Annotated in this window: 9 protein-coding genes and 2 pseudogenes; 6 read left to right on the top strand and 5 right to left on the bottom strand. The window is 71.7% G+C overall.

Annotated elements, in window-relative coordinates; genetic code table 11:
- Window positions 1-132 (top strand): annotated as a pseudogene (locus tag DPM19_RS34575) (integrase core domain-containing protein); the annotation flags it as partial.
- Here the strand turns inward: DPM19_RS34575 and DPM19_RS34570 are convergent.
- Complete coding sequence (locus DPM19_RS34570) at window positions 129-1,193, bottom strand: polysaccharide deacetylase family protein (protein WP_233511117.1); 1,065 nt, start codon at window positions 1,191-1,193, stop codon at window positions 129-131. The pseudogene DPM19_RS34575 and the gene DPM19_RS34570 sit on opposite strands and share 4 nt — an antisense overlap.
- Window positions 1,194-1,455: 262 nt before the next feature.
- On the opposite strand from DPM19_RS34570, the gene DPM19_RS34565 reads away from it, so the two are divergent.
- Window positions 1,456-1,824, top strand: coding sequence for a hypothetical protein (locus tag DPM19_RS34565; protein ID WP_111872325.1), 369 nt, complete (start codon window positions 1,456-1,458; stop codon window positions 1,822-1,824).
- A gap of 46 nt (window positions 1,825-1,870) precedes the next feature.
- On the opposite strand, the gene DPM19_RS34560 is transcribed toward DPM19_RS34565, so the two are convergent.
- Entirely contained in the window at window positions 1,871-2,905 is a 1,035-nt protein-coding gene (locus DPM19_RS34560; protein WP_111872324.1) for a DUF4192 domain-containing protein, read from the bottom strand.
- A 93-nt stretch (window positions 2,906-2,998) separates the two neighbouring features.
- The gene (locus tag DPM19_RS34555) at window positions 2,999-5,473 is read right to left on the bottom strand and encodes a penicillin acylase family protein (protein ID WP_111872323.1); all 2,475 of its coding nucleotides are present in this window, start codon (window positions 5,471-5,473) and stop codon (window positions 2,999-3,001) included.
- An 89-nt stretch (window positions 5,474-5,562) separates the two neighbouring features.
- On the opposite strand from DPM19_RS34555, the gene DPM19_RS34550 reads away from it, so the two are divergent.
- Entirely contained in the window at window positions 5,563-7,593 is a 2,031-nt protein-coding gene (locus tag DPM19_RS34550) for an ATP-dependent DNA helicase (RefSeq protein WP_233511115.1), read from the top strand.
- A gap of 6 nt (window positions 7,594-7,599) precedes the next feature.
- Here the strand turns inward: DPM19_RS34550 and DPM19_RS34545 are convergent, their stop codons facing one another.
- Entirely contained in the window at window positions 7,600-8,814 is a 1,215-nt protein-coding gene (locus tag DPM19_RS34545; RefSeq protein ID WP_111872322.1) for a pyridoxal phosphate-dependent aminotransferase, read from the bottom strand.
- A gap of 133 nt (window positions 8,815-8,947) precedes the next feature.
- Between DPM19_RS34545 and DPM19_RS34540 the strand changes: the two genes are divergently transcribed.
- From DPM19_RS34540 to DPM19_RS34530, 3 genes are all read left to right on the top strand, one after another.
- A complete protein-coding gene (locus DPM19_RS34540; RefSeq protein ID WP_233511113.1) occupies window positions 8,948-9,592 on the top strand; it encodes a TetR/AcrR family transcriptional regulator in 645 nt (214 codons plus the stop codon).
- A 3-nt stretch (window positions 9,593-9,595) separates the two neighbouring features.
- Window positions 9,596-10,594 (top strand): AurF N-oxygenase family protein, encoded by a 999-nt coding sequence (locus DPM19_RS34535; protein ID WP_111872321.1) that lies wholly within the window; start codon window positions 9,596-9,598, stop codon window positions 10,592-10,594.
- Window positions 10,595-10,666: 72 nt separating this feature from the next.
- Entirely contained in the window at window positions 10,667-11,485 is an 819-nt protein-coding gene (locus DPM19_RS34530) for an SDR family NAD(P)-dependent oxidoreductase (protein ID WP_111872320.1), read from the top strand.
- Here the strand turns inward: DPM19_RS34530 and DPM19_RS34525 are convergent.
- Window positions 11,476-11,822 (bottom strand): annotated as a pseudogene (locus DPM19_RS34525) (cytochrome ubiquinol oxidase subunit I); the annotation flags it as partial. The gene DPM19_RS34530 and the pseudogene DPM19_RS34525 sit on opposite strands and share 10 nt — an antisense overlap.

The following is an 11,822-nucleotide window of genomic DNA, read 5'->3' as shown; positions in this document are numbered from 1 at the left end:
ACCTCAGAAACCCAACGCCGCCAAGCACTCCCCACCTGGCTCCACACCTACAACCACCACCGCGGCCACACCGCCCTGGACGGCCAACCACCCGCCAGCCGCGTCACCAACCTGTCAGGACAGAACAGCTAACCCTCGCACTCCTCGGCATCGGCGGGCGGCTGCTCCACGGGAGGCGAGGACGGCGGTGCCGAAGGAGGCGCGGCGGAGGGCGCCGCCAGCACCCCGGCGGGTGCGGACGGCGTGCCGGCGGCGCCCGGAGGTGTGACCGAGGGCGTACCCGGCGACGGTGCCACCGAGGGCGTGACGGTGGGCGCAGCCGGGACCGCGGGCGGAGGCGGTGGGGGCGGTGGGCAGCGGTGGCGGTACTTGGTGCCCGGGCTGAGCGTCTGGCCGGAGTACAGCTCCGAGACGGTGACGAACACGTAGCCCTTCCGGGCCAGCGCCTCCAGGATGTGCGGCACGGCGGAGACCGAGGTGCGGTGGATGTCGTGCATGAGGATGATCGCGCCCCGATGGGCCTCGCGCACGGCGCGGCGCTCCACCACCCGGCTGTTGCGGTCGCGCCAGTCGAAGGTGTCGACCGACCAGATGATCTGAGGCAGCCCGTTCTGCCGGGCGATGGCGGCGACCTGCCCGTCGGTCGACCCGTAGGGCGGCCGGAACAGGTCCGGCGGGCGGCCGATCGCCCGGCGCACCGCGTCCTGGGTGCGGCCGATCTCCGATCTGACCTTGCCCTTGGAGGATCTGCCGAGGTCGGCGTGGGACCAGCTGTGATTGCCGATCTCGTGGCCCTCTGCAACGGCCCGGCGGACCAGATCCGGGTAGGCGGCGACGTTGACGCCGACCACGAAGAAGGTGGCGCGCGCCTTGTGCGCGGCCAGGGTGTTCAGCAGCTTGGCCGTTCCCGGCATCGGCCCGTCGTCGAAGGTCAGGGCGATGCACTTGACAACCGTGCAGTCGATGTTCCGCCGCGGTGGTGCCACCACGGGCACGAGCCCCGTCTTGGGCTTCGGGGACGGGCTGGTCGCACCCGCCTGCGGCCGCTTCGCCGGAGTCGTGGGGGCGGCGGCATGGGCGGTCGCGGGGACCTCCGGATCGGGTTGCATGACGGTCAACCACACGCAGACCAGCAGCGCCACCGCCACCATGGCCCGGTTGCGGTTCACGGCCCCGATGACCGCCTCCGTCATCTCCGACACCTTCGCGCCCCCACTGGATAGCCCGCCGAACAGCATGAAGCACAGCACCGAACGGCCGCGATACGGCGACAATCATCAACGATCCCGGCAAGTGTAGGGCGGTTAGGACAACCCGCCACAGCACTGACGTAAGTATGTCGGGAACCCCCGTATCCCGGTGCTCGTTATCGACATACCGCACAGCCCGGAGCCGGCGAAGCGCCGGAGTCAGGCGGTCGCGGATCGGATGACGGGCAGACGACGGGCAGGCCGGATGAGGTTTCGGGACCGTTTCGGAATTCGCAAATCGCGCGGCTCCAGGATTTCCACGTTCGACCGTGAAGCGACCGACGCCGATGTCGAGGCTCTGATCGCCTTCGCGCGCAGCCGCCCCGGCGTGGAGTTCTACGTCGAGCCGGAGACCTTCGCCACCGACACCACCGCCGTCGCCGTCGCCGACGACGGCGAGTGGACCCGCCGGCGGGTGGGCTCGCCCAAGGTCATCGCCAAGGTGGCCCGCGACCTCGGCCTGCCGGTCTACGACGTGCAGATCGTGGGCTACCCGCCGCGCATGCGCGCCTACAACGAACGCCACCGCGGTCGCCGCCTCGACCCCGGCTCCCCCGGCGAGGCCGTCTCCTGACCCTGCTCTCCCGGCCGGTCCGCGCCCGGCCGGGAGAGCGGACCCGTCAGGGGTGGGGGAGGTGGGCATCGGCCAGATCCTCGGGGGTCATGCGGAGCCGGGCGTCCGAGGGCGGCAGCCCGCAGCGCATGACCTCACGCAGCAGCTTCGCCATCGAGTACCCCGGGTCCGCGCCGAACGCCCGGTCGAGCGCCACGTTGGCCAGCCCGCCATCGCCGGCCGTGTAGGCCGCGTACGCCAGCAGGGAGGCCGGGGCCGCCGCGTACCGTTCCTCGACCCGGCACAGCACGTACCGCCAGAACGCGATGTGGGCGTCGAGATGCTCCTCGTCGATGCGCACCCACAGCTCGTCGCGCAGCCGCACGCTGGTCAGCAGCAGCCCCAGCCAGGCGACCTCGTCATCGTCGGGCGGATCACCACCGGCCCGGGCCCGTCCGGACAGCTCGCGCACCACCGGCAGCCCTTCACCTTCGAGCCGGGCCCGCACGGCCAGGGCACCGCCCGCCCAGCCGGCCAGCCGGGCCTCGGCCCGCCCGGTGGCCCGGCGCATCGCCGCACGGGCGACCCCACCGACCGGCGCCACCGAGCGGACCAGTTCGGCCCGATCGGCCAGCGCCACATGCCCAGCCCAGGTCGCCTGCGCCGCGACGACGCTCGTCGACACGTCGAACGGCGTGCCCTCCGGCGGGCAGCAGCCCAGGTCGGTGCAGAGATAGGACCACCAGCGGCCGCCCTCGACCCGCAGCAGCTCACAGACCTCGACGCCTTCGCCGGCAAGCGCGACGCCGACCGCGTCGATCACCGGGGTCACCTGCCGGACCGGCCCGTAGCCGATCAGCAGCGCCCGGGGAAAGCGGTGCCGCGCCAGTAACCCGGCCACCTGCCGGCCGGCCGCCGCGGCGGCATCGGGCTCGGGTAAGTCGAGCCGGAGCGCGCATGTGCCGTGCGGCCCGTGCGTGCCGATGGCCACCAGGCTCTGGTCGGGGTGGAAGCCCAGCAGGTAGGGGACGGCGGAAACGGCGTCGTGGGGCGAGCGGATCACCAGCGGTGCCCGGCGGCCCCCGGTCGTGTTGTCGGCCATGCTCTCGACCCTGGCAGCCGCGCCCGCCCCGCCACAGCAGGCGTAGGAACTGTGGACGACCGTCCAGAATCCGAGCCGCCCCCGCGGTCCGGGTCAGCGGGCGGTCAGGGTGAGGGTGTGGGTGGCGGCGGCGCGGACGGCGGCCGGGCGCGAACGCATCGGGATGGTCTCGCCCCGGGCCCACAGCACGGCCTGATCCCAGTAGTTGGCGTGGAAGGCGTGCCCCGAGGCCCCGGTCAGGTTGATCCAGCGGGACCGGTCGAAGTCGGCCAAATCGACGACCATCCGCATCGACGGCACCGCGGTCACCTCGTAGCCGCTCTGCGCGTCCCAGGCGGTGGCGTCCACGATCGCGAAGCCACCGCCGACCCGCAGCGGCCCCCGGTTGAACAGCCACTCGACGGGCGCGATGCCCGAGCTGCCGAAGGTGTCGTTGCTGAGCTTCAGCGTGTGCAGGTCGCCCCACCGCCACTCGCCCGGGTCGTCGCCCAGCCGGTCGCGCACCTCGGCGTACCCCTCCCGGACGGCCCGGCGGAGCATGTCGTCGCGGGTCTCCTTGACCCCCGGCGTGCGCACGTCGTCCCACCAGGGGTCGGCGGGCCGGTCGAGCAGGGCGCGCACGACCTCGAACCAGCGGTCGTTGCCGTCCGGCCGGGCACCGTCGGGCAGCTCGTCGTTGAACGTGGCCAGCAGCAGCCGCCGCCAGACCGCGTTGTAGTAGGCGGCCGGCGCCGAGCCGGCCGGCTGGGTGAAGTCCCAGCCGGCCAGGAGGTCCGTTCCGGACCCGCCGACCCGGCGCAGGTGCGGCACGAGCACCGGCGCGAACCCGTTGCGCGTGTCGGACTGGATGCGCGACATCGCGGCGAGGTCGAGCTTCGCCGGGCCCTTGAGCAGCTCGTCGATCCGCGCCGCCCGGTAGCCGTAGGCCCAGTCCTTCGTGAGCTGCCGGGCCTTCGGCCCGGCAGCCGCGTTGTTGGCGGTGACGATGTAGCCGGCCGCGGGGTTGTAGGCGGTGGGCAGCTCGTCGAACGGTACGTCGCCGGTCCATTCGTGCTCGCCCGTCCAGCCGGGTACCGGCCAGGTCCCGTCACCCTTGCGGCGCACCGGGATCCGGCCGGGCGCCTGGTAGCCGATGTTGCCGTCCACGTCGGCGTAGACCAGGTTCTGCGCGGGCACCTCGAACGACTTCGCCGCCTCCCGGAAGGACGTCCAGTCCCGGGCGGTGTTCAGCTTCACGATGGCGTCGGCGGTGCGGCCCGGGTCGAGCGCGGTCCAGCGCAGCGCGACCGCGGCACCCCGCCCGGCGGTGCGGGCGTCGTCCATCACATCGGAGATCAGCGGGCCGTGCCGGGTGGAGCGCACGGTCAGCGTCACCGGCCGGCCGCCGGCGACCTCGATCCGCTCGGTCCTCACCTGCAGCGGCTCCTGCTTGCCCCGGTACTCGTAGGTGCCGCCGTTCACCCGCTCCAGGAACAGGTCGCTCACGTCGGGGGCCAGGTTGGTGAACCCCCAGGCGATCCGGTCGTTGTGGCCGATCACCACCCCGGGCACGCCGGAGAAGGTGAACCCGGTGACGTCGAACGGGCAGCCCGCCGTGATCTTCCGGCAGTGCAGCCCCGCCTGGTACCAGATCGACGGTATCTGCGGCGCCAGGTGCGGGTCGTTGGCGAGCAGCGGCCGGCCGGTGGTGGTGCGGCTGCCGGAGACCACCCAGGAGTTGGAGCCGAGCCCGGGAGCGCCGTTGCCCAGCATGGTCGGCATCGCCCTGATCGCCGCCCGGACCCGGGTGAGGGCCGTCGCCGGGCCCGTGGCGGCGGGCGCGGCCGGGTCGCCGCCCGCGGCGGGGCCGCCGGGGACGATGGTGGGGAAGCGGTCGAAGTCGTAGCCGGGGAAGAGCTGGTCGACGCGTTCCCTGGGCACCTTGGTGGCGGCCAGGCCGCGGGACAGCTCGTCCTCCAGGTTGGAGCGCAGGTCCCAGGCCATCGCCTTCAGCCAGGCCAGGGAGTCGGCGGGCGTCCAGGGAGCGGGCTGGTAGCCGGGGCGCTGCAGGCCGAGCACGGAGTACTCCAGGCTCTGCGTCGCGGTGTTCCCGTGCGCGCGCAGCCAGGCGTTGACGCCCTGGGCGTAGGCGTCCAGGTAGGCCCGGGTCTGCGGGGCGATCAGCGCGAGCTCCTGCTCGGCCACCCGCCGCCAGCCGAGCGTGCGCACCACCTTGTCGGTCTCCAGGGCCGTCTCGCCGAACAGCTCCGACAGCCGGCCCGTGGTGATGTGCCGGCGCAGGTCCATCTCCCAGAACCGGTCCTGGGCGTGCACGTAGCCCTGGGCACGCACCAGGTCGGCGCCGTCGTCGGCGTACAGGTGCGGCACGCCCCACTTGTCGCGGTGGACGGTGACGTCCCCGCTCAGCCCCGGCACCGTGGCCCGGCCGCCCAGTTCCGGGAAGGACCGGCGGACCGTCCACGTCGCGTACAGCGCGGCCACCAGCACCAGGGCCAGCAGCGCCGCCAGCACCCGCACGGCCCACCGGGCGGGACGAGGCAACCGGGCAAGGGGGGCGAAGCGCACCATGTGACTCCCTGATCTGTGCTGGTCGCCGCAGCCTAGAGCACCCCGAGACGGGCGCGGAAGGTCGGTGCGGCGGGGTAGCGTGCCGTACCGTGCCCACCGCTGTCCCGCTGAGCGCCTCAGCCACCAAGACCCCTGACCTCACCGCTCTGCTGGCCGCCGCCGTGCAGGCCGTCGGCGGAACCGAACGCCCGGGGCAGGTGAAGATGGCCGAGGCCGTCGGGCACGCCGTCGCCTCCGGTGAGCACCTGGCCGCCCAGGCGGGCACCGGGACCGGCAAGTCGCTGGCCTACCTCGTCCCGGCGATCCGGCATGCGGTCGCCACCGGGTCCACCGTCGTGGTGTCGACCGCGACGATCGCGTTGCAGCGCCAGCTCATCGACCGCGACCTGCCCCGGCTGGCCACCGCCCTCGAACCGCTGCTCGAACAGGAGCTGCGGTTCGCGATCCTCAAGGGCCGCCGCAACTACCTGTGCCGGCACCGGATGCAGGCCGGCGCCCCCGACGACCCCGAGGACGGGGCCGGCCTGTTCGACCCGCAGCTGCTGTCGTCGCTGGGCCGCCAGGTCAAGCGGCTGAACGAGTGGGCCGAGGAGACCACGACCGGCGACCGCGACGAGCTGGTGCCCGGGGTGAGCGAGCAGGCGTGGCGGCAGGTGGCGGTGACCGCCAAGGAGTGCCTGGGCGCCCAGCGCTGCCCGTACGGCACCGAGTGCTTCGCCGAGCTGGCCCGGGCCGAGGCCGGCGACGCGCACATCGTGGTCACCAACCACGCGCTGCTGGCGATCGACGCCCTGGAGGAGTTCCAGGTGCTGCCCGAGCACGACGTGGTGATCGTCGACGAGGCGCACGAGCTCGTCGACCGGGTCACCTCGGCGGCCACCGCCGAGGTGAGCGGCCCCGTCGTGGAGGCCGCGGCCAGGCGCTGCGGGCGGCTGGTGGAGGACGGCGTCGCCGACCGGCTGAAGGAGGCGGGCGAAGGGCTCGTCCTGATGCTCGAAGAGCATCCGCCCGGCCGGATGGACGTGCTGTCGCCCGCCCTCGGCAACTCGATCGCCGCGGTCCGTGACGCCACGCACGGCTGTATCACCGCACTCGGTCCCGACAAAAAGGACGTCGATCCGGCCCAGATGGCGATCCGCCGGGCGGCCCGGTCGGCGCTGGAAGACCTGCACGACACCTGCGCCCGGCTGCTGGAGGCGTTCGAAGCCGAGATCGCCGCCCGCACCGACGTGGTCTGGCTCGACCGGCCGTTCGTCCAGCCCGACCGGCCCAGGCGGCCCCCGGCGCTGCGGGTCGCGCCGGTCGGGGTGGGCGGGCTGCTGCGCTCCACCCTGTTCGAAACCCGCACCGCGGTCCTGACCTCCGCGACGCTGACCCTGGGCGGCTCGTTCGAGCCGCTGGCCCGGCAGTGGGGGCTGCCGCCCCTGGAGCGACCGGCCGAGAAGTCCGACGAGATCGCCTGGTCGGGGCTGGACGCGGGCTCACCGTTCGACCACCCGAAGGCGGGCATCCTCTACGTCGCCAAGCACCTGCCGCAGCCCGGCCGGGACGGCCTCGCCGAGTCCTACCTGACCGAGATCGCCGAACTGGTCGAGGCGGCGGGCGGGCGGACCCTCGGCCTGTTCTCCTCGATGCGGGCCGCCCGGCAGGCCGCCGACGAGCTGGCCGAACGGCTCGGCCACCCGCTGCTGTGCCAGGGCGACGACGCCACCCCGCTGCTGATCAAACGGTTCGCCGAGGAGGAGCGCACCTGCCTGTTCGGCACCCTGTCGCTGTGGCAGGGGGTGGACGTGCCGGGCCCGTCACTGCAACTGGTGATCATGGACCGGATTCCGTTCCCCCGCCCGGACGACCCCGTCTCCTCCGCCCGCACCCGGGCGGTGGCGGCACACGGCGGCAACGGGTTCATGGCGGTGGCCGCCACCCACGCCGCGCTGCTCCTCGCGCAGGGGGCGGGCCGGTTGCTGCGCGCCATGGACGACCGGGGCGTGGTGGCCGTGCTGGACCCCCGGCTGGTCACCGCCCGGTACGGGAGTTTCCTGCGCGAATCGCTGCCACCGTTCTGGACCACCACCGACCCCGCGGTCGTCCGGGCCGCGCTGCGCCGCATCGACTCCTGAGCGGGCTCAGCCGCGACGGCGGGCGAGCAGGAAGTCACCGATCCGCGCGATGGCCTCCTCCAGCTCGTCAGCGTGCTGCAAGGTGACCACCCGGAAGTGGTCGGTGCGCGGCCAGTTGAACCCCGTGCCCTGCACCACCAGCAGCTTCTGCTGCTCCAGCAGTTCGAGGGCGAACTGCATGTCGTCCTCGATCGGGTGGACCTCGGGGTCCAGCCTCGGGAACACGTACAGCGCGCCTTTGGGCCGGACGCAGCTCACCCCGGGCAGGTCGTTCAGCAGTTTCCAGGCGCGGTCGCGCTGCTCGCCGAGCCGGCCGGTGGGCAGCACCAGCTCGTCGATCGACTGGTGGCCGCCGAGCGCCGCCTGGATCGCGTGCTGCGCGGGCACGTTGGGGCACAGCCGCATGTTGGCCAGTATCTCCAGCCCTTCGATGTAGGACTCGGCGTGCTCCTTGGGCCCCGACAGCACCACCCAGCCGGACCGGAACCCGGCCACCCGGTAGTTCTTGGACAGCCCGCCGAAGGTGAGGCAGAGCAGGTCGGGCGCGAGGGTCGCGATCGAGGTGTGCGTGATGCCGTCGTACAGCACCCGGTCGTAGATCTCGTCGGCGAAGATCAGCAGCCCGTGCCGGCGGGCCACCTCGGTGAGCTGCCGCAGCACCTCGGGCGGGTAGACGGCGCCCGTCGGGTTGTTCGGATTGATGATCACCAGCGCCTTCGTCCGCGCGGTGATCTTCGACTCGACGTCCGCCACGTCGGGCGCCCAGTCGGCCTCCTCGTCGCACAGGTAGTGCACGGGAGTACCGCCGCCCAGGGACGTCGCCGCCGTCCACAGCGGGTAGTCTGGCGCCGGGATGAGCACCTCGTCGCCGTCGTCGAGCAGCGCCTGGAGGGTCATCACGATCAGCTCGGAGACGCCGTTGCCCAGGTAGACGTCCTCGACGTCGATCCCGCCCAGCCCGCAGTCCTGGTAGTGCTGCACGATGGCCCGCCGGGCGGTCAGGATGCCCTTGGAGTCGCTGTACCCGTGCGCATCGGGCAGGTTCCGGATCATGTCCTGCAGGATCCCGTGCGGCGCGTCGAATCCGAACGGGGCGGGGTTGCCGATGTGCAGCTTGTAGATGCGGTGCCCCTCGGCCTCCATCTGCTTGGCCCGTTTGAGCACGGGACCGCGAATGTCGTAGCAGACGTTGGCGAGCTTGGCGGACTGGATGACCTGCATGGAGCCACCCTAACCGCGGCGTCCGACGGCCCTCCGCCCCGGCCCTCGTAGACAAGATGTCCAATAGTGATGAGGGCAACATACAAGCAGGCTTGATTGCATGTATGTCCGGACATACCGTGGCGGCGTGGTCGTGAACAGGCACCGACGCCCCCCCAGGTCCGGCACCCAGGAAGAACGCCGGGCCCGCACCCGGACACGGCTGCTCGACGCGACCATGCAATGCCTGGTGGACCTCGGCTGGGCCGGTACCTCCACCACCGAAGTCGCCCGCCGGGCCGGCGTCTCCCGAGGAGCCCAGCAGCACCACTATCCGACCAAGATGGAGCTGGTCACGGCCGCGATGGAGCACATGCTGGAACGCCAGCGGCTGGCCTTCGAGCAGGCCTTCGCCGTGCTGCCCGCCCAGCGCCGCAACGTCGAGGGCGCCCTCGACCTGTTCTGGAACGTGGTCCGCCAGCCACCCGCGCTCGCCCTGATGGAGCTGGCCATGGCCGCGCGTACCGACAACGAGCTACGACCTGTCTGCATCGACCTCAACCAGCGCGTCCTCGAGGTCATCCAGGACACCTTCCGGCGGCTCTTTCCCGACGCCGCACTACCCGACGAGTTGGAAGAAACCATGCTGCGCAGCATGTTCGCGCTGTTCGTCGGCCTGTCCCTGCAGAACTCGCTCGACGGTGACGAGCACGGCCACCAGCGGGCCGTGATCACCCAGATCAAGAGCATCGCCGCCGTCCTGATCCCTCCGGCCTCCCCCCGATCCCCTGGGAGTTGACCCATGAACGAGTCCCCGACCGGTCTCGACGAGGAAATCCGCGAGAAGCTCACCGACCGGGCGTCCTACCTGGGTGTCATCGACCGGCTGAACAAGGCCTCGGTGGACAAGCACTGGGAGGCGTACGCCGACATCCCCTGGGGCGACCCGGAGTTCCAGGTCGACCCCACCGACCCCCGCTGGATCCTGCCGGAGACCGACCGGCTGGGCTCCACCACCTGGTACCGGTCCCAGCCCGAGGACGTCCAGGCGCGGATCGGGCTGTGGCGGGTCGCCACCGCCATGAAGATCGGCCTGCAGTTCGAGAACCTGCTCAAGCGCGGCCTGCTGACCTACGCCTACCGGCTGCCCAACGGCCGCCCCGAGTTCCGGTACGTCTACCACGAGACGACCGAGGAATGTCACCACGGGATGATGTTCCAGGAGTTCGTCAACCGCACCGGGATGCCGATCCGGGGCATGCCCAAGTCGCTGGACGCCACCGCGCAGCTCGCGCCCCTGATCCCCCGGCTGTCCACCGAGCTGTTCTTCATCTTCGTGCTCGGCGGCGAGGACCCGATCGACTACGTCCAGCGCAAAGCCCTCAAGGACGGCCACATCACGCATCCGCTCGAAGAGAAGATCATGCGGATCCACGTCGCGGAGGAGGCCCGGCACATCTCCTTCGCCCGGCACTACCTCAGGAACCGGGTACCCCGGATCCATCCGGTCCGCCGCCGCATGCTCGGCCTGGCCACTCCCGTGATCATCGGCCTGATGGCCCGGATCATGCTCTCCCCGCCCGGCCCGATGGTGCGCCACTTCGGTATTCCCCGGGACGTGGTCCGCGAGGCGTACAAGAACGACGCGGCCCAGGAGGAGATCCGGAACTGCGTCGCGAAAATCCGCGATCTGGCGGCCGAACTCGGCCTGCTCACCCCCGCCAGCCGGGTCCTGTGGCGGGCCTTCGGCATCTGGGACGAGCCGGTACAGCGGTCGCGCCGGGCCCTCCCCGCGGCCTGACACCGCGCTGCCCGACATGCGCCCCATAGAATTCGACATCTCATCCAATAGCGATCTACGAGCGGAGCGGACATGGGCATTTCGATCGTCACCGGAGGCGCCTCCGGGATCGGCCGGGCCGTCGCCACCGCGCTGGTGAACCGCGGTGACACGGTGATCGTCACCGATGTCAACGTCACCGGCGCAGGAGCGGTCGCCGACAAGCTCAACACCCTGGGCCGCGGCAAAGCCGCCTCCGCCGCCCTCGACGTCTCCGACGCCGACGCCGTGCTCGCCCTCTACCGCGATGTCAGGGACGAGCACGGCCGGCTCGACCTGGTCTTCAACAACGCCGGCATCTCCATCGGCGGCCTGGCTGAAGAGATGACGCTCGACCACTGGAACCGGGCCATCGACATCAACCTCAAGGGCGTCGTCCACGGCGTGCACGCGGCATACCCGATCATGCTCGAACAGGGGTCCGGGCACATCGTCAACACCGCGTCGCTGGCCGGCCTGGTCCCGATGCCGATGGGCATCCCGTACACCGCCACCAAGCACGCAGTGGTCGGGCTGTCCCTCGGGTTGCGTGCGGAAGCCGCCGAACGGGGCGTCAAGGTCAGCGTGGTGTGCCCCGGGTTCGTCGACACCCCGCTGCTCACCCACATCAATCCCGGCCTGCCCGAAACGTCGATGAGCGGCGACGGCCGGAGCGAGATCAAGAAGGCACAGCCCAGGCTCTACACCCCGGAGAAACTCGCCCACGACATCATGCGGGGCATCGAGAAGAACCAGGCGCTGATCGTCGCTCCGGCCTCGGGCCGGGCCGCCTGGCGCGCCATGCGGTTCTCGCCGTCCGGTGCCCTCCGCACCGCGCAGTTCGCGGTCCGGCGGATGCGTTCTCAGCGCTGACCGCCCGCCACCTCCCTGGCCCCGCTCGGGGGGTGGTGCAGGTCGAAGGCGGGCCGTTCCGATCTGATCCGTGGGATCGCGGTGAAGTTGTGCCGGGGCGGTGGGCAGGAGGTCGCCCACTCCAGCGAGTTGCCGTACCCCCAGGGGTCGTCCGCGGCGACCTGCGGGGCGTGCCGGAGGGCGGCGTACACGTTGTAAAGGAAGAACAGCGTCGATACGCCTAGGAGGAAGGCGCCGGCGCTGGAGATGGCGTTGAGTGCGGTGAATTCGTTGGCGTAGTCGGCGTAGCGGCGTGGCATGCCTTCGGCGCCCAGCCAGTGCTGGACGAGGAAGGTGG

The organism is Actinomadura craniellae (genome assembly GCF_003289645.1).
GTDB classification, from domain to species: Bacteria; Actinomycetota; Actinomycetes; order Streptosporangiales; family Streptosporangiaceae; genus Actinomadura_D; species Actinomadura_D craniellae.
Note: the sequence above shows the minus strand (reverse complement) of the source record. Positions and strands in the feature narration are given on the sequence as shown.

Coding starts and splice junctions, on each gene's coding strand:
- DPM19_RS34570 (WP_233511117.1), bottom strand. CDS start 1,193: ATGACGGAGGCGGTCATCGGGGCCGTGAACCGCAACCGGGCCATGGTG.
- DPM19_RS34565 (WP_111872325.1), top strand. CDS start 1,456: ATGAGGTTTCGGGACCGTTTCGGAATTCGCAAATCGCGCGGCTCCAGG.
- DPM19_RS34560 (WP_111872324.1), bottom strand. CDS start 2,905: ATGGCCGACAACACGACCGGGGGCCGCCGGGCACCGCTGGTGATCCGC.
- DPM19_RS34555 (WP_111872323.1), bottom strand. CDS start 5,473: ATGGTGCGCTTCGCCCCCCTTGCCCGGTTGCCTCGTCCCGCCCGGTGG.
- DPM19_RS34545 (WP_111872322.1), bottom strand. CDS start 8,814: ATGCAGGTCATCCAGTCCGCCAAGCTCGCCAACGTCTGCTACGACATT.
- DPM19_RS34535 (WP_111872321.1), top strand. CDS start 9,596: ATGAACGAGTCCCCGACCGGTCTCGACGAGGAAATCCGCGAGAAGCTC.
- DPM19_RS34530 (WP_111872320.1), top strand. CDS start 10,667: ATGGGCATTTCGATCGTCACCGGAGGCGCCTCCGGGATCGGCCGGGCC.